16 protein-coding genes are annotated in these 17,548 nt (G+C 46.1%); all 16 read right to left on the bottom strand.

Annotated features, from left to right (window positions below):
* Window positions 1-186 precede the first annotated feature (186 nt).
* The 16 genes from BAE46_RS03200 to BAE46_RS03280 all read right to left on the bottom strand — a co-directional run bounded on the left by BAE46_RS03200 (window position 187) and on the right by BAE46_RS03280 (window position 17,510).
* Window positions 187-1,365, bottom strand: a complete 1,179-nt coding sequence (locus tag BAE46_RS03200; RefSeq protein WP_342341482.1) for a hypothetical protein — start codon at window positions 1,363-1,365, stop codon at window positions 187-189.
* The gene (locus tag BAE46_RS03205; RefSeq protein ID WP_070111741.1) at window positions 1,269-1,547 is read right to left on the bottom strand and encodes a hypothetical protein; all 279 of its coding nucleotides are present in this window, start codon (window positions 1,545-1,547) and stop codon (window positions 1,269-1,271) included. Before BAE46_RS03205 ends, BAE46_RS03200 begins: the two co-directional genes overlap by 97 nt.
* Before the next feature lie 565 nt (window positions 1,548-2,112).
* Window positions 2,113-4,212, bottom strand: a complete 2,100-nt coding sequence (locus tag BAE46_RS03210; protein ID WP_070111742.1) for a type II secretion system protein D — start codon at window positions 4,210-4,212, stop codon at window positions 2,113-2,115.
* On the bottom strand, window positions 4,209-4,871 hold the full coding sequence (locus tag BAE46_RS03215; protein ID WP_070111743.1) for a hypothetical protein: 663 nt from the start codon (window positions 4,869-4,871) through the stop codon (window positions 4,209-4,211). Before BAE46_RS03215 ends, BAE46_RS03210 begins: the two co-directional genes overlap by 4 nt.
* Complete coding sequence (locus BAE46_RS03220) at window positions 4,871-5,431, bottom strand: hypothetical protein (protein ID WP_070111744.1); 561 nt, start codon at window positions 5,429-5,431, stop codon at window positions 4,871-4,873. Before BAE46_RS03220 ends, BAE46_RS03215 begins: the two co-directional genes overlap by 1 nt.
* Before the next feature lies 1 nt (window position 5,432).
* Window positions 5,433-6,539 (bottom strand): hypothetical protein, encoded by a 1,107-nt coding sequence (locus BAE46_RS03225; protein ID WP_070111745.1) that lies wholly within the window; start codon window positions 6,537-6,539, stop codon window positions 5,433-5,435.
* Between the two features lie 105 nt (window positions 6,540-6,644).
* Window positions 6,645-7,568 (bottom strand): type II secretion system protein GspK, encoded by a 924-nt coding sequence (locus tag BAE46_RS03230; RefSeq protein WP_006007727.1) that lies wholly within the window; start codon window positions 7,566-7,568, stop codon window positions 6,645-6,647.
* A complete protein-coding gene (locus BAE46_RS03235) occupies window positions 7,569-8,312 on the bottom strand; it encodes a type II secretion system protein (RefSeq protein WP_006007729.1) in 744 nt (247 codons plus the stop codon).
* Window positions 8,309-8,800, bottom strand: a complete 492-nt coding sequence (locus tag BAE46_RS03240; protein WP_040521164.1) for a PilW family protein — start codon at window positions 8,798-8,800, stop codon at window positions 8,309-8,311. Before BAE46_RS03240 ends, BAE46_RS03235 begins: the two co-directional genes overlap by 4 nt.
* Complete coding sequence (locus BAE46_RS03245) at window positions 8,787-9,254, bottom strand: type II secretion system protein (protein ID WP_006007740.1); 468 nt, start codon at window positions 9,252-9,254, stop codon at window positions 8,787-8,789. The genes BAE46_RS03240 and BAE46_RS03245 overlap by 14 nt, the downstream gene beginning before the upstream one ends.
* A gap of 57 nt (window positions 9,255-9,311) precedes the next feature.
* Window positions 9,312-10,514, bottom strand: a complete 1,203-nt coding sequence (locus tag BAE46_RS03250) for a type II secretion system F family protein (RefSeq protein ID WP_040521165.1) — start codon at window positions 10,512-10,514, stop codon at window positions 9,312-9,314.
* Window positions 10,514-12,187 (bottom strand): GspE/PulE family protein, encoded by a 1,674-nt coding sequence (locus BAE46_RS03255; protein ID WP_070111746.1) that lies wholly within the window; start codon window positions 12,185-12,187, stop codon window positions 10,514-10,516. The genes BAE46_RS03250 and BAE46_RS03255 overlap by 1 nt, the downstream gene beginning before the upstream one ends.
* Window positions 12,188-12,213: 26 nt before the next feature.
* The gene (gene gspG, locus BAE46_RS03260; RefSeq protein ID WP_083256781.1) at window positions 12,214-12,681 is read right to left on the bottom strand and encodes a type II secretion system major pseudopilin GspG; all 468 of its coding nucleotides are present in this window, start codon (window positions 12,679-12,681) and stop codon (window positions 12,214-12,216) included.
* A 51-nt stretch (window positions 12,682-12,732) separates the two neighbouring features.
* A complete protein-coding gene (locus BAE46_RS03265; protein ID WP_070111747.1) occupies window positions 12,733-14,055 on the bottom strand; it encodes a flippase in 1,323 nt (440 codons plus the stop codon).
* Between the two features lie 320 nt (window positions 14,056-14,375).
* Window positions 14,376-15,029, bottom strand: coding sequence for an alternative oxidase (locus BAE46_RS03270; RefSeq protein WP_006007752.1), 654 nt, complete (start codon window positions 15,027-15,029; stop codon window positions 14,376-14,378).
* Between the two features lie 537 nt (window positions 15,030-15,566).
* Window positions 15,567-17,510 carry an aconitate hydratase gene (locus BAE46_RS03280; RefSeq protein ID WP_070111749.1) on the bottom strand — a complete coding sequence of 648 codons (1,944 nt, stop codon included), beginning with the start codon at window positions 17,508-17,510 and terminating at the stop codon, window positions 15,567-15,569.
* Window positions 17,511-17,548 lie beyond the last annotated feature (38 nt).

Genomic DNA, 17,548 nt, shown 5'->3' on the forward strand with positions numbered 1-17,548 from the left:
CCGCTAACTTCCAATGACTTCCTTTACACCCCACCGTTAGCCAGTAAGGCCCTTGTTATTCGGATTATCTTCTTCGTAGTTAGGGTGACTTAGGTTTCTTTTTAGTGGACGGGTTTGCTTGCTTCACTGAGCAAACATAAAAAAAGCGGTCATGCGACCGCTTTCGAACTAATCAACCATTAAATATTACGGTGTTACTACAACGTTCATTAACTGACGGCCAGTGCCTACAACTTGTGTAAAGCCAGAAAAACCTATTGCTTGTGCGGGTGCATTGACAATAGCGGAGACTGACAATTTAGTACCAACTGGCACAGTTAACAATGTAATGAGCTCGTCTCCAGAAATCTTCATGTTGCTGGTGGGGGCTAGCTCATCTGCAAGCGTTACTGGGCCATATGTATTGCCAGCTTCGTCAAATGCTTCAAGGACTACCGATCCACCACGAGTGCCAGAGTTGCTAATTGTTAGCGTGTTTTGTAAGCCAGTAAAGCCAACGGCTACGTAATTATATAAAGCTTGAGCACCGTTTAACACCCACTCACCGCCAACTGCATTAGTTTGAGCTGTAAACGTTGCTGCAGCCCCTGCATCCGTATCATAACGAATCGTTGTATTAACGATATATGTAGAGACTGGTATAATAGCGTTGTCGACGCCCACGCCATCAACAGTGAAAGTATTAGTTGAGACTTCAATGTCAAATCCGCCTCCATCAGTTAATGTAACAGTAATTAAATCAGAAGTCGCATTTATAGTAGAGACAACTACATCATCATTACCGGCAGTTCCTGTAAATGCATTCGCTAATTCGGCTGCGCTTACACCAGCAGTAGTATCAGTGTCCATCCATGAGAAATCACCAGCAATTGTAATCGTCGCGCCGGTATAATCAGCATCACGATTGGCAGCGGCGGCTTCTACTGGGGTAACTACTAATACATCGACCACCCGAGTGGCATTAGCTAGAACAAACTGTTGACGAGCATTTTCCACGTCAATCACCCCGTCTAGTAGAGTGGTAGTTGTCGCTGTGAATTGATTGACAACAGTATGGGCTACATCTGTTAACGTGCCAGTGTTGTCAATAGGCAGTCCAGCGCTTGTTGCCGCAGAATAAGCAACTGAAATGTTACCAGTTGCGTCAATGGTAGATGCAGTTGTTAACTCTACACCCGTTAAGGCGAACGAACTGCCGGTTGTAGTCGAGTTAGCGGCGCCCGCAGCAATGTTTGTAATCCGAAAGGTTACGGAGTTGGCTGTTCTGCTTAAAACTCCTGCTGTGATAGTACCTGCAGCAGCTGTAGAAGGCGTATGCGTATAGTAGGCGTCGCAGTGTTTAACAAGGCTCCAGTGACTGTAAATGTTACTGTGTCGCCAACTGTATAATCGGCTTGGAGTGTCACATCAATCTGTGGAGTAATAATAGTAGTGGCACCGGCAGCGCCCTCAATGGATACTGCGGTGGGTGTAATTGCGACAACAGCAGCCATTGATCCAAAAGAGGCCAAGGTTATTGCGGTAGCTATAAGTGTTTTTTTCAACATTTTTTTATTTCCTTTAAGTTTCATGAGACTAGAATAGTGATACGATCAATATCCATAGTAGATTTTTATTATGCACCTAAGCCGGCACTTAAGCGACTTCATGTGAAGTTTAAATATTAATAGCAGTTATTGTCAAGTGTTTTTTAACTCAATATTAACTTGCAGATCTCAGTTGGTATCTGAAGTTACAGATCAAGCTAAGTAGACAGTAACGTACAGTTGACTGTTTATCAAGTTAATGTTTGGTACCAGCGGTAAATAAGAGGTATTTTTTAACTCCTTGTTTATTTCACAAACATCACGCTCATTTACCATGTATGTAAGCCGAAAACTGCTGTAACACTACCTGCATTTATGTTGCTGATGTTTAAGGCGCTTGTTGTGCAGTTTTTAGCTTGCTTAAGCCTTCAGTTGTGCACGCGCGCGTTTCGGTCCATAAGTTCACACTATCAAATTTCTGGCGCTCTAATAGATGCTATGCCAACAGCACCTTCTTATGATACAGAAGCCGGTGGGTAAATCTTGTCGTTACACTTCCTTTTCTGTTACCCTTTTTTATCGACCATTATTCGGCAATCTTTAGGTTTATTAAGCCTTCAGAGATGCGTGCACGTATCTCGGTCCATTGATCTGCTCTTTCAATTACCCGTGGGGTTATAAAAATAACCAACTCAGTTTTCACTTTAGACTCACTGCGGCTCTTAAATAAGTGTCCCACTAAGGGCAAACTGGCAAGGCCGGGCACCCTCGCATTATTGTTGGTCGTGTTTTCAGAAATCAAGCCGCCTAGTAAGACGGTTTGCCCACTTTGCGCTAATACTTCTGTTCTAATTGAGCGCTCAAAAATAGAAGGGGAACCGGCAATATTCGATCCACCCTCTGATTCATTCGATATTTGCTGCTCAATTTTCAATATCACTAAGCCCCTGGCATTAATAGTGGGGGTTACCGTTAAGTCAACGCCCGTTTTACGATAATTAACTACGGTGGTTTGCCTGTCGCCTTGAATAGGATCGGATACCGTAGCACCAACGGTTGGAATATCATTGCCCACACTAATATTTGCTGACACCCCATCGCGCACCACTAAAGTAGGGTTTGACAGCACATTAACTAAATTCGTACTGGCCGAAAGACTAGCTAAAATATCGCCTATGCCGTCAGACCAATTCAGGCCAACACCACCGCCTGGTAGGCCTAATCGGCCCAATGTTCCGCCCGTTAAGCGCCCGCTTCGAAAGGCAAATTCGAAGCCTAAGGCAAATTCATCGGTAAGCGTCACTTCTGCAATAGTCGCGTCTAGTAAAATTTGTTTTGGCATTATATCGAGTCGTTGAATTATAGGGAGTAATGATGCGTAGGTTTGGCCTGAAGTAAAAAATATTATGCTGTTTGAACGTTCGTCTACGGTCATGCGCAAATCCTCACTTACTACATTAACAACCTGAGGGCCCTGATTATTGCCCTGCCCACTGCGCGGTTGTGAGCCTGCTACCAACTGCTGGCCCCCTTGGGCTGATTGAGTATCGCGGCTTTGGTTTGCATTTGCGCCAGCATCTCCACTAAGTAGTGGCGCTATAGATGCCCCTAAGTCTGATGCACGGGCGTATTGCGGATGATAAATATAGTAGCGTTTTTCAGCACCTTGCGTTGGCCTATCAATTTGCTTTGCCCAATACTCAACGCGCTGCAGTATAAAATCTTCGCCCGCAAATAGCGCCACTGCGCCGACTTGGTCAATTGGCACCATTAGCAGTGCATTGCCTCCTGAAGCCGATGTAGAAGCCCGAATACCCTCGGCGGCGAGTAACTGGCTGGCTTTTTCGGTAAATTCCTTAGTTGTTATGTAAGTAAGCTGTAGCAAGCCCACAAATTTCCCTCGATGCGCGCGCACATCGAGTAGATTAACTAAATCGATTACGCGCAACACTTCATTGCGTGGCCCTTGCACAAATAGTGCGTTTTGATCAAAATCAGGGGTGATAACAGCACTGCTTAAACTACGCAAGGTACGCTCAATGCTAAGGGTTATGCCGTAGCGTAGTGGAATAATTTGTAATACCGGCAGCACAGTATCGGGCACGTCTGCGCGCTCACGGCCGCGACCGATAATGGCGCCGCCGCGGCTGTTGTTTTCTTTTTGGGTAACATAAAATACGTTATCACGGCGCGTGAGGCTAAGCCCTCGCTCATCTAACAATTCTGACGCCAGTACAAATAAACGGCGTGACGATACTGGTTCAGCAACATTTAGGGTAACGCTGCCGCCTACTCGCCGCGCTTCATCGGTAATAATATAATTGACTGCTAGCACATCGCCCAAGATTGTTTGCACAAAGTCGCTAACCGCGAGTTCATCGGCTGAAACCTGCTGCTGATCGTTATCAGAAAAAAATTGCGCGGCATTTTCGTGCTGCTGTAGTTCTCGCTCTTCAAGCACTAGCGGGGTTAAACGTTTAATGCCTGCCTCTGCGCGCTCTAGGGGGGTAGTGGTGCCCACATCTGACTGTTGATTATCAAAGCGTTCGTCGCTTGCCATACGTGATGGGTCTACAGTGTATTGGCGCGGTGTTTGCGCGCATCCCGCAAGAGCGGCTAACACACTAATAACCGCCGCTGCTTTTATTACTCGCTGTAATTTAATTGTTGGTAACACCACTTTCATTCTCCAGAGCCAGATTTTTTATTATGTGTAAGCCCATTGTTTGTTGGCTCGTCAGTTTTGTGCGCGCTAGCTATTGGTTCAAAAACGTATAGTGCAATTTGCGGCGCACCTGCAGCATCTTCTGCCGCGTTGTTTTTAGTTAGCAGCACTTGGTTAACTTCAATTAGGCTGACTTTCCAAGCCGAAATAGTATCGGCAGTGCGCAATAGCACCCTGCTTACTTCGCCTGTTTCAGTATTTTGCACTTCGGCGACAGCGACCGCTTTAGATTTTGTATTATTTGTGATGTTACTGCCGCCTTTACTGCCACCTTTATTACCACTTATAAAAATAGCGCGAATTCGCACATTTTCATTATTAAGCGCTGTGCTACCCGGCATAGCCACAACTTCTGCGGCTAATTCACTGTCGTTATTGGTAATAACGTCAGCTTGGTCTTGCTCTTGCTCATTGCCTTGCAGCCATTGCGCTAGGTAGGCAGGCTGTTTAAAGGCGGTTTCTACTTGCGTAGCATTTTCAGAAAACTGGGAAATATTCGCTTCTTGCGGGTTTAGCGGGCGCCAAACACGCTGCATAAAGTCAACGAAAAAAACCAATAACAAAACCCCAACAACAATGATAAAAGGCAGGCGGGTGTATTGGGCTACATGTAAACGCATTATCTTCGCACCCCTGTCATTTCAATTAACATTGTTAAGCTAGCTGAGCCTTCGCGCCTAGCCCTTGCACGTTGTTCGCGCAAGGCAAACTCTAATACTTTTAAACCGCGCACCTGCTGTTGAATAGCAAGCTGCGCTTGCGCGACGTTTTGCGAAGTACCCTGCAGCACAATACGCGCTTGATGTACTTGTAAATATCCTTGCTGGCGCTGTTCACTGCTTAACCAGTCAAATAACTCAAGCTGCGTGGAATAAACGGCGGCGGCTTGCTGTATAGCAGTTTGCGCCTGCAAACGAAATGTATTTGCTTCTAGGTGCTGAAGAAACTCGCTCTCGTTGGCTTGCAAACTCTCGCTAACTTGCCTAACACGCTCTTCGCTGATATCGTTTTCTAACAAACGAGTAGCGCGCTCGAGCTGCTGTGAAGTAAGATTTAGCTGCGTAATTTGCTCGGTTTGCTTAGCTATAAACGGCACACCAAAAAAACGCATTACAGCCAGCACTGCTAATAATGAAATAAGCAGTTTTTTTTGGTTACTGCTAACCGCTGTCTTTGCCATATTAATTTGCTACCAATTGAATACGTAAACGAAAGGTTTCTCCGGCGCGCCCTCTTCTTACCGGTGAAATAAATTCGATTCGCGCTACGCCGGCTAAACTATTAAGTTGGGTTACTAAGTCAGTGGCGCTGTTAGTTTCACCACTAAACTCTAAATACTCGTTATTCGCACTTATTTGGTTTATATCAATGTCGTTTATATTTAAAAAAGCAATGATATTCCATGCGTGTAGCTGCTGAGCTTCAATTTCACCAGCCTTTTTTAAGGCGCTTAATTTGCTAAGGTTACCATCAAAGCTTTCACGCTCCCCTAGTCGCTGGGTAACATCATTGCTCATATTCACCAACTGCTTTGCGCGCCATTCATTTGCAAAGTGCAGATAGCTAGAAGAAGCAAGCCCATAGACAATCGAAATTACGATGCCAGCACCGAATAATTTAGGCCAAGGTAAAGGCTCTTTATGTTCTTGCACATTACGTGCGGCCAGCCACCAGCCCAATGGTAAACGCCACCAATTTTCACTGATAACATTAAGATACTGCGAAAAATGCCACTGCTGAGTGGGCGCGGCGCTGCTAACCCCAAGCATTACGCGCGCTGCGTCTTCAGTTTGCACCAAGCCACCTTGCAACACCGACAAGCCCTGCTTTGGTCCTTTGTAGTACCACAAATGCTGTGCCGAAATAACCGTTTGTGTTGCATACAAGCTTATACTGGTGAAACCTAATGGTGCAAACTCACCCAGCAAAACCGTTTCTGGCACCAGCAGGCGCGCAGCACTTGCTTGAACGGCGTAGTTGGGGTCAATAAAAATCCTGTACACTAGCCGCTGATTATTAATGTAAGGGCCAATGAAATAACGGGTAAGAGCGTCTTTAGGGCGCTGCAACTCGAGTAATTGCTTTAACTCACTGGCTGATTTAATGGGGAACGACTCAATCTCTTCTTGATAACAAGACTTAGCCAGAATAAGTAGCCAGGGCTTGGCCACATTGCAAGGGCTAGCATCTAAGCGGACTTGTTCTTGGCCACTAAAGTAAACCGCAGCGCTAAGCGCTAAGCGCTTAGCCCCATCCGCTACTTTTTTATCCATTCGCTTGCCAATCATTCGTGTTCCTGTGGTCACTTATTGTTATTTGTTGGTTTGTTGGTTTGCTAAAGCGCTAGCTAGTAAATCCTTTTTGGCGCTTTACAACGGCGCTCACTTAACTTATTAATAGCCCCAACCTTGATAACGAAATTCAACAGCAGTGGGTTGATAAGGCAATAATCGTGCTTCAAGCACTCTTACAAAATCGGGAGAGCTGTTGTGCCAAACCTCAATGCGAAAATCGGGGCCAACAAAAAAACTGCGCAGCTCATCTGCCAACAATTCAGTCACGGCTTCAAATTGTATACTATTAAAGCTACCTTCAGCACGCATTAGCCGGATTATATCAGCCTGAGATTTAGTTACCATCATTTCCAGCATGGTATTGGGCATATAGGCTTCGTTCAAAAGTCGTGAGCTGTAGGTAGTAACATAAGGGGTGACGCGCTGCATTAATTCTTTATCCCAGCCCGGGAGCAGTGATAATTCATGGATATGCTGCAGCGGCAAAAAATCTTCTTGCTGCGATTGCTCCGAAGGCAGTTGCATAGGCCCAAAGCTACTGGTTGTGGCAAATGGTGTCGGTACCTGATTTGCCAAACTTACTGCCTCAGCCTCAGCGTAACCTAAATGTTTTAGCAATAAAACCATGGGCCTGCCTGCGGTTTGTATGCTAACTAAGCTATTCAAATTTGTGATCCGCGCTGAGTAATCGTTAAGCGCAAACGAAGATGCATAAAAATTCCAATGCTCGTGCCAAGCATTTACGCCGCCGCTCTTATTGGCAGCGCTTTGCACTATAGTAGAACCGCTCGCGCTAGCTTGTGCAGATCTATTCCAACTATGCGTAAGCAAGCTATACACCATATCATTGCCTGTAGAATACAAACGAAAATGCTGGTCAAGCTGCGCTTGTAAGGCAATAACCTGCTTTTGCTGTTGCTGGGTATTCGCTGTCATAAGCAGTAACAGTATTGATAGCATGGCCACGAGTAAGAGCACTTGTACTAAGGCTAGGCCCTTATGTTTTTTAGTCTGCTGAGTCATTTATTCTTCGCCAACAAAGCGTCTGTTGAGAAGTTCAGATGACAAATCAAGCACTGGTATTGGCCACAGAAAATCTTCAATCCTGACTTGGACCACAAGGGGGTGTTGAACTCTTTCCATACCATCGTATTGTTTGAACCACTCGGGCGTAAACAGCTGCGTACCTACTTCAGGATTGGCATTCATTCTTATGGTTGCTGACGCCCAGCCGTAATATTCAAAGTTTAGGCTGTTTAGCTCAGTTGCCACCGTTAGGCGAAAAGAAAATGGAAGATTTTGCTGAGCGCGTAAAAGAAGCACGTCATTTAACATTGCCTCTTCATAAATTAAACTGAACTGGCCGTTTTCACTCTGCTCGCGAAATAAGCGATAAACGGCGGGGTAAGCCGGATCTTGGGCGGCTGAGTGAGTGTAAGCGGTAAATCCATTATCACGCCCTAAAAAATAAAAACCTGTGCGTGAGCTTGCGCCTTGCAAACTTGCAGTGCCTTCCCCTTTTACTATTTTGGGCTGAGTATGAGCCACTGCGCGATATACCAAAGTGGCGCTTTTATACTGCGCTAACTCACTTTCATACAGCTGCTGGTTGCGTTTCCAATTTTGGGTAATGTAGTTATAGGCATAAGTTGCTGTGAGCATGAGCATGCTCAAAATAGCCATGGTAAGCAATACTTCAACTAGGGTAAAGCCATGCGCTTTGTTTTTTGGGGCCAATGCCCTAGAACCGTCGATTATTGTGTTCACGACTGGGCTACTTTTAATTGTTTAAACCACGCTAACTCAGTATACGTAAAACTTTGCGCGCGCTTATTTAAAGTTAAGCGTAACGTTACTTGAAACTTGAAAAAGCGAGGTTCGAAATCTGCTTCAGCGCCAATATTTTCGTCATACCGGCGCGGCGGCGAACCGCGCTCAAAAAGCACCGCTTGCCAATTAATGGCAACCTCCATTAAGTTAGTTTGACCGGCAAGTTCATTAATTTGTCGCCCTGTTTGCTCGGCGTCTTGCACTTCATCGTTAATGGCTTTGTGAATGTGCGCTTGCACAAACTCAGTTACCTGCAGCATTTTTAAATGCTGGGCGGCGCGATAGCTGCCATTCATGGCCACCTCATATGCTCGTAGCCCTGCCCCTAACGTGAGAAAAAGGATCAGGCCAGCCACTAACACTTCCACAAGCGTGAAGCCTTGGTTTTTTTTGAATGCGCGTATATTTTGACTAGTCAGTTGCATTAACACTAGCCCCAAACCCAGCTGTAGCATTTGCCTTACTGCCGGTAATAAGGCCAGTGTTCACAATGTTAAGGGTAAATTCTCGCTCGCCCTGTAAAAGCTGTAGTTGATCATAATTTGCATAACCATGGGCGTTCACAATTATCGACTGTGACGGAAACTGACTAAAAGCGAACTCATAGCTTGCTATTTGGCTTTCAAGCTCTACCTGAGGTCGATTAATAGCGCTACCGCGACTCACTAATAACTGGCTACCCGAAAACCCTAGCTGAATCGTGCGGCGCTGATTAAACGCCCTAAACTGCCATTCATTGAGCAGCAGCCTTATTTCTTCACGCTCTTGTGCGCGCTTTACCTTGTCGAGTTGATTAATAGTAAAAGGCCCTACTAAGCTTAGCGCTATGCCTAATATTGCCAATACAACCAGTAATTCAACTAAGGTAAATCCTGCCACACGCCTGACATTTAAATGCCTTGGCTTTGATCCTAATGTAAGCACGCTAGCCACGACTTAAAAGTCCACGTTGGTGATAGCAGAAATGCTCAGCATCATGATAACTACCACAGTGCCCACTATTGTGCCCATCACTAAAATTAAAATGGGCTCTAATAAGGTGGTGAACCGAGTAACCCAGTTATAGAAATCGGTGCGTGAACGGTCGGCTATTTCGGTGAATACGCGCTCTAATTTGCCGCTTTCTTCGCCAATGCTCAATAACGACGCGTAATAGGGGGGGTATATTCGGGTTTCACTCATACTTTGCGCTAAGCCTTCGCCGCGCTGAACACTTTCGCAGGCAACACCCACTTCATGACGCAAAGATTTACTGCGCAACGTTCCTTGCGCAAGCTTTAGCGCGCGATCTATGGCCACGCCTGACGAAAGCATGGTGGCAAGGGCGGCGTTAAAGCGAATACGCTCAACTAACAAATTTGCGCTTGACACCACCGGCAGGCGATCGCGCATAGTGTCAACTAAGCGCTCAACCCAAGCGCTATTGCGCTGCTGGTACAGTAAAAAACCGGCGCCAAGAAACAAAACAAGCAAGTAAAGTTGAAAATCTTGCATAAACTGGCTCACGTTGAGTAAGGCAACTGTATATAAAGGCAAATCATCTTGCGCACTGAATAATGAGGTAAGATTTGGTACAACGAAATTAAAAATAAAGACCAAAGCCAGTACACACACGGCAAGAATAACGCTCGGATAAATTAAAGCCTGCTTCACTTTATTGGCTAACTCAAGCTGATATTTTAGTTCGGAAGCAAGGCGCTCAAAGGTTGTTGCTAGCTCTCCGGTTTCTTCTGCAATGCGCAGCAGGCCGATATAAAGTGCATCAAATATAGAAAATTTTGCCAGGGAGGAGGATAAGGTAAGGCCTTGTTTTACGTCTTGATAAACTGAATCAAGTAAATTCTGCAGCGCTGGCTTTTCCACGTTATTACGCAAAATGGTTAGGCCTCTGTCGACTTTAAGACCGCTGTGGAGCAAAAGCGCCATTTCAGCGGTGAAAAATTCGACATCTTTTGTATTGAGCGTACTGCCGCCAGGCATACTTATACTGAAGCTGTCGTTGTTGCGAATAGCAAGAGAAACCAACAAAAGACCATCAGATTCAAGTCGCTTTCGGGCCTCAGCAATATTCATCGCATTAATCAACGATTCTTGCCTAACGCCCGATTTATTGTACGCTACGTAACGAAATTGATTCACTATCCGGCCACTCTAACCACTTCGTCTATAGTAGTTATGCCTTTCATCGCTTTTAAAACGCCATCTTCTAACAGCGTTCTTCTGCCTTTACTCTTATTCAGCTGGCGCGCTTCTATCAGAAAATTCTTATTACCAAGCAAAGCCCGCAGATCGTCATCACAGCGCATGTATTCAATGGCGGCTATACGGCCATTGTAACCGGTATTTGCACAATGTTCGCAGCCTACTGCTTTTTTATAAGTGGGTTGCTCTTGTAATAATGTTGAAAGCCAGCTCATTTGTAAATTTTTGACTATGTCTGCTGCAGTTTCATCAAGCTGGGCGCAGTGTGGGCACAATTGACGTACTAAGCGCTGTGCCACAATGGATTTTACGGCGGCGCTCAATAAAAACGGCTCTACGCCTAAATCGAGCAGTCGAGTATATGCACTTGGGGCATCGTTGGTATGCAGTGTTGAAAATACTAAGTGACCAGTAAGCGCCGACTGCAATGCAATGGAGGCGGTTTCAAAATCGCGTATTTCACCTACCATGATGACATCAGGATCTTGGCGAACAACGGCTCTTAAAGCGCCGGCAAAGGTATACCCAATATCGGATTGTACTTGCACCTGATTGATCCCTTCAAGTTGGTACTCTACCGGATCTTCAATAGTAATGATCTTGATGCCAGATTCGTTGCGGCGCGATAAAAAGGAATACAAAGTGGTCGTTTTGCCCGAGCCAGTAGGGCCGGTAAGTAATACCACACCGGAGGTGGAGGCAATGTCGAGCATTAAATCGGCTTCAATATCGGCCTCAATGCCCAGTTTGGCAACATCGTACTCTAACGATTCTTGTAATAAGAATCGCATTACAACGCTTTCACCGCCAGATACGGGCAATGCCGAAACGCGAATGTTTACATCTTTACCGTCTACTCTTAATTCAATTTTGCCATCTTGGGGGCGGCGTTTTTCTGCTATATCCATGCTTGCCAGTAATTTTAAACGGGTAACGATTGGCAATACCATGAGTATGGGGATTGAGTCGGTTTCATGCAAAACCCCATCAATACGGTAGCGCACTCGGCCTCTACCGCTGCTTGGTTCAATGTGCATGTCGGAAGCTCGTCGCCTTAGGCCACGCGAAATGAGGGTGTTTAGCAGGTTTACCGTGGGCGCTTCTGACGCCATTTCACGCAAGCGATCTTCTTCAAATACACTTAGCCCAGAGGTGTTTGAAACCGGCGCGTGCGCCTGCAGCTGTTTTTTAATGCGTTCAAATACAACTTCAGAGGCCAAACTGACCTGCAGCTCATTCACGGGTACATCGGCCTGTGACAAGAGCTTAGGTAAGCGAATTAAGAGCTCATTTAAAGCCGGCATGGTCGGGTCTTGCACCAACAGCGTTAGCTTTTTATCGGTATTGTGTAAAGGTAAGATATTATGGGCAAGCAATGATGACTGCAGCTCTTTGCTAAGTGATCCCCAAAGCTCTTCACTTGCTTGCGCGTCTTCGTAAAATGGCAGCGCAAAAACCTTGCTATAAATATGGGGGAGTTGCTCAGAAGATAACGCGCCCAAGCTCACTAATATTTTTTCTAAATTACCACCATTACGCTCCTGATAAAGAACGGCTTTGCGTAATTCATCTTCAGCGATTGCAAAATCATTGCGTAATAAACTTTCCATCTCACTCCTGTCAAGTGCGCTTGTCGTTAGTTTCGGATAACGTCTTCACTGGCTTCTTGCCCTTCAGGGCCTAATGACATGAGTGCAAACGGTCTTCCATCTTCGCCTGGCACTCGGTAAACATAAGCGTTGCCCCAAGGATCCATTGGCACTTCTCGCGGCAGGTAGGGACCGTTCCACATTGAATGCTCGCTTGCGCGAAGCTCTGCAAGGTTTTCGGGAAATCTGCCGGTATCGATTCGAAATGTGTTTAAAGCGGTTTCAAGCATTCGCATTTGCGTTTCTGCGGTTTGCACTCTTGATGAATCAACTCTGCCAAACATTTGCGGCGCTATTAACGAGGCTAGCAAGCCTAGAATTAGCATAACGATGAGAAGCTCAACGAGGGTAAAGCCCCGCACAACTCTTATTTTATTCATATACACCTGTGTTATTTTCCATGCAAAAATGTAAGTGCCGCCACGGGGGTAAACCGGCGGCGCATTACTCAGCATTTTACTTGCCCTATAATACTTAGCAAGTCATTTATCGACATTACAAGTTCTTTATTTAGCCATGTTTAGCAGCAAACGAATTGGGGAAACCATCGCTTTGCTCATCATAAAAAACGCAGGTCGCGTTTTTTGATGCACACAAAGGCTAAAGTAAGACGCTACCGCGTACGAAATTATAGTCGCGTACGCCGCGCCTTCGCCACCAAAACGAGGAATAAGATATAAATTCAAGCCCACATTCACAAAAGCGCCTAAGCCTTGGGTTACCAGCGAAAATACAACGAGCTTTTCAATCAGTATCCACTTGCTAAAAGCCGCGCGCATAAATATGAATAAGCCTGCCCATATATGAATAATTAAGATATCTGCAGAGCCTGCATAATCACTTCCAAACAGACTACTAATGATTGGCCCAGCGAACAAGGTGACTAAAATTGCGATGGACACTGCAATTAGAAACAAAACGTCATACAGCTGCTGCATTGAGGGCGCATAGCGTGGGTCGTTCTGTTTTTGCATATTAATGAGCTTTGGAAAAAACGATGTCACAATTGCAACCGGCACAAAATACCAAGCTTCAGACAAGATCGCGGCAACGGCGTAAATACCCACTTCTTCGGTGCCAACGAGCCACTTCAACATTACCTGATCGGTTTTAAGGTAAATTATCGCAAAAATAGAGCCAAGAAATACCATCCAACCCTCAGAAAACAGCTGTTGGGCGCGTTTCCTAGATGCTTGCCAACTGAAAAGCGACAGCTTACTTTTATGTTGATACAAAACGATGAGTAACACAGATGCAAGCACAACTTGCAATGTATTGGCCAGCGCAAAATAAAGAATATGCGCACCCATATATACAAATAATACTTTTAATCCAGCAACAATGAGCATGGCGCTTACTTTAGCGTAAGTATTGAATTTAGACTTAAGCTGTGAGGTAAACCAAAAATCGATAACATCAAAGGGTTTAAGTAGCATTGTAAACGATAAAATAATGAGTATATAAAACCCGTCGCTACCCAGCTCTTCAGTACTAAACGTAAATATTAGCACTAACGCTATACCCACTAAATAGCCAATTGCCTTCATCACTAGGCTGGTGCCCAAAACTTCATGGATTTTATCGGGATTACGCACTAACTCGCGCATAACCAAACCGCTGAGACCCGCATGCCCGGCCACACCAAACAGGGCCGTTAACGACATAGCATACGCCAGTAGACCGAACTGTGAAGGCCCCAAATAACGAGCGACTAGCAGGGTAACTAAAAAGGTTATACCAAGGGAGAGGATCTTCTCGAGCATTATCCAGCCCGAGTTAAACAAATATCTTCGCATTTTGGCGACAAACGCAAGCACTTCTTTAAACATTTTACGCCTGTTTAATTACTGTTGACGCAATCATGAATACCCTTAGTGATTTTTGTAAAGTCTTCATTTTCAAACTTGACCGCTTGTTGCACTAGATAATTGCCGATGAGTATACTTGAGACCATATACAAGTAAAGCAAGGGTAAATAACAGATACAGTTAGCGCGGCAAATGAGACTATTATCTACCAACTTTGTAAGGACTATTTTGAATATGGGGGTGTTGCCTATCTACAAAAGAAAACCTCAACTTTTCGAGCTTGAATGAGGTTTTGTATAATTGGGCGAGTAATCTAGATTAAGGGTGAGCCTGAACCGAATTTAGGACTCCTGATCATAATTATTAGCAAATTGATGATTTGCGTCTCTGTGGCCAGCTTCATCTTGTCTAACCACAATAATAACGTCGCGAAGTCTTGCGTCTTTCGGCAAATTCCAATAGTCGATAGCAATATCAGGAGCCGGCACGTTTTCCAATAGACCACTGTCTACTGCAGCTAAATATTCGGTATAGCTATATACCGCTTCTTCTTCGAAATACCCTACTAGCCTATGCGCGGTTCGGCCAGAAACTACGTATAAAATGAAAAAACTAGCAAAGAAAAACCCTTGTGCAAGTATAATCAACCACCGCTCAAATAAGCTGGGCTGGGCAATTTTTATAAAGGTCATCAAATGCATGCGCTCATTTTCAGCTTCTTCAAGCAATGTATGAATCGCTTCTCTGTCGTCTTTCATTCGACGCAATGAGCGCATATGGCGGACCATGCCAGCAACCATGCCAGGCACAGCTGCTACGGTTTCAAGTACAACGGCACGATGCCCGTAGCGTTTCGCAAAAAAATGGTCGGCAAAAAAACGTAATAACTTAGTTAAGCGAAAGGCGAATCGATCAGAGGTGCCAGCCGGCATATGATGTTTACTAAGCGGATCTGCGACTTCTTTTTTGAATGAATATTCAAGTATTTGGCTCATGGTAATTACCCCTTTAATAACAAATTTAATAGGCGTTTTAAAACGTTTCTATCAGTCATAACAACTACTATATTGTAACTTAATTACGCGTAGGATATGCATTGTGACCCTTATGTTACGCGAGTTTCGCGCTGCTCCGTAAATAAATATTTACGTTAATTATTCATTAACAAAATAGTCCATAATAGGCGACATGCGCATAACAAAATGCACACTTTTTCATCAGTAAATAAGACGACATCTTTGATATTGAAAAACATTGAGAGTACGGGTAGATCAGACTTGTCTGACTGCAAGACAAAAGGCTATGTGAATGGTCGTAATGACCTTGTTGTGGGCGAAGATGAAAACATGCGTAAGTTCTCAGGTTCTGCTTATAAACTTAGTAATAGCGGTTTTTTTAAACCATAGAATAAGCGCGAGCCGTGCAATTATAAGCGCGCGGCTCGCAATTTACGCAGACTACTACTTTAAAGAGGATTCATTTTTTGGCAAACCCAGTGCGGATCCAACAATCGGTTCGCGTTGATTATTTTCCTACTGTCGTGAGAGGCGCTCTTTCATCCAGCTAATTAATCCGCCACTAAGCAAGAACTGTACTTGTCGCGGTGACATGTCATGACGCACCTGAAACGTGTGCTGCTGAGTGACGTTTTCGACCACCAGTTCACCCCCCTCAGATAGCACGCGCCGAAGGTCAGTCAGGCGCAGCACGTCGCCGGCCTGAATCGCATCGTAATCAGCAAACTCGGTGAAGATCAGCGGTAACACGCCGAAGTTGATTAGGTTTTGCGCGTGTATTCGTGCAAAGCCCTTAGTCAAGACAGCGCGCAGCCCAAGATACTGCGGGCCTAGTGCGGCATGCTCACGGCTCGAACCTTGTCCGTAATTACTTCCTCCCACCACAACGTGACCCGGCATCTGCTTGGCTCGCTCGGCGTAGGTAGGATCAATTCTGTCGAAGGAGAACTCAGCAATCATGGGAATGTTGCTCCGAAACGGCAGCACGCGCAACCCTGGCGGCATTATCTCATCGGTAGACACGTCGTTCGCTGTCTTAAGTATCACCGGCACTTCAATCTCATCAGGCAGTGGCTCAAAGTTCGGCAGCGAAGCAATGTTAGGGCCCTTCACAAGGGCTACTTGCTGCGCCTCCTCAAGCGGCAACGGCGGCATAAACATCGCGCGGTTGATAATAGGATCATCTGGGTCTGCAATTCGAGGATAAGGGATGCCAAGTGTGCGTGGATCGGTGATCACGCCGGTGAGCGCAGACGCCGTGGCGGTCTCTGGGCTGACCAGACAAACCTTGTCCTCGCGCGTACCGGAACGACCGGGAAAGTTGCGCGGCACTGTACGCAAAGAAAGTTCATTGCTAGCCGGCGCCTGACCCATGCCAATGCAGCCATTGCAGCCAGCCTGATGAAGCCGTGCACCAGCGTGCAATAGATGAGCTACGTGTCCATCACGCACCAAGGTTTCAAGCTGCGCGCGAGAGGTGGGGTTAATATCGAACGAAACTCGGTCATTCACCTGCCGACCCTTTACCATCATAGCGGAAACAGCTAAGTCACGATAGCCGGGATTAGCTGACGAACCAATGTATGTTTGATAGATCTGCTCCCCCGCTACTTCGCTAACCGGACGCACGTTGCCCGGGCTGGACGGCATAGCGATCAGCGGCACCAAGCTGGCCAGATCGATCTCTTCATATACATCGTAGGTCGCGCCCTTATCGGCAACTAATTCGATCCAATCTTCTTCGCGCTGCCAGGCGCGTAAGAAACGGCGCACCTCCTGATCGGATGGGAAAACCGTACTGGTCGCGCCAAGCTCGGCACCCATGTTGGCGATCACGTGCCGATCCATCGCACTTAATGTGTCTAGCCCTGGTCCATAATATTCGATGATCCGGCCATGACCTCCTTCCACGCCGTGGCGGCGTAACATCTCTAGGATCACGTCCTTGGCGCTCACCCAGTCCGCCAAGATGCCGGTAAGCTTCACTCCCCAGACCAAAGGCATACGTGTAAAGAACGGTTCACCCGCCATTGCTAGCGCCACTTCTAGCCCGCCAGCGCCAATAGAAAGCATGCCAATAGCGCCGGCCGCCGGGGTGTGACTGTCAGAGCCAAGCAGCGTCTTGCCTGGCTTACCGAAATTTTCTTGGTGGCAGGGATGACTCACCCCGTTTCCAGGCCGCGAGTACCAGACGCCAAATCGCTGACATGCGCTGCGCAGAAAAAGGTGGTCGTCGGGGTTTTTGAAGTCCTCTTGAATGATGTTGTGATCAACATACTGGACGCTCACCTCAGTTTTCACTCGGTCCAGGCCCATTGCCTCCAGCTCAAGCATAACTAGCGTGCCGGTAGCGTCCTGCGTCAGAGTCTGGTCAATGCGGATACCAATCTCCTCGTTCGGTTTCATATCACCGTGCATCAGATGCGATTGGATCAGTTTCTGTGTGACGTTCATGTTCATGTTCATCCTCCCAAGTGCGAAAAGGTAGCGACCCCCAC

It is taken from the genome of Glaciecola punicea (assembly GCF_001756615.1).
Lineage (GTDB): Bacteria > Pseudomonadota > Gammaproteobacteria > Enterobacterales > Alteromonadaceae > Glaciecola > Glaciecola punicea.

Bases quoted from the DNA above. Each gene is read 5' to 3' on its own strand.
- BAE46_RS03205 (WP_070111741.1), bottom strand. From the start codon at position 1,547: ATGTTGAAAAAAACACTTATAGCTACCGCAATAACCTTGGCCTCTTTT.
- BAE46_RS03210 (WP_070111742.1), bottom strand. From the start codon at position 4,212: ATGAAAGTGGTGTTACCAACAATTAAATTACAGCGAGTAATAAAAGCA.
- BAE46_RS03215 (WP_070111743.1), bottom strand. From the start codon at position 4,871: ATGCGTTTACATGTAGCCCAATACACCCGCCTGCCTTTTATCATTGTT.
- BAE46_RS03220 (WP_070111744.1), bottom strand. From the start codon at position 5,431: ATGGCAAAGACAGCGGTTAGCAGTAACCAAAAAAAACTGCTTATTTCA.
- BAE46_RS03225 (WP_070111745.1), bottom strand. From the start codon at position 6,539: ATGATTGGCAAGCGAATGGATAAAAAAGTAGCGGATGGGGCTAAGCGC.
- BAE46_RS03230 (WP_006007727.1), bottom strand. From the start codon at position 7,568: ATGACTCAGCAGACTAAAAAACATAAGGGCCTAGCCTTAGTACAAGTG.
- BAE46_RS03240 (WP_040521164.1), bottom strand. From the start codon at position 8,800: ATGCAACTGACTAGTCAAAATATACGCGCATTCAAAAAAAACCAAGGC.
- BAE46_RS03255 (WP_070111746.1), bottom strand. From the start codon at position 12,187: ATGGAAAGTTTATTACGCAATGATTTTGCAATCGCTGAAGATGAATTA.
- gspG (WP_083256781.1), bottom strand. From the start codon at position 12,681: ATGCTGAGTAATGCGCCGCCGGTTTACCCCCGTGGCGGCACTTACATT.
- BAE46_RS03265 (WP_070111747.1), bottom strand. From the start codon at position 14,055: ATGTTTAAAGAAGTGCTTGCGTTTGTCGCCAAAATGCGAAGATATTTG.
- BAE46_RS03270 (WP_006007752.1), bottom strand. From the start codon at position 15,029: ATGAGCCAAATACTTGAATATTCATTCAAAAAAGAAGTCGCAGATCCG.
- BAE46_RS03280 (WP_070111749.1), bottom strand. From the start codon at position 17,510: ATGAACATGAACGTCACACAGAAACTGATCCAATCGCATCTGATGCAC.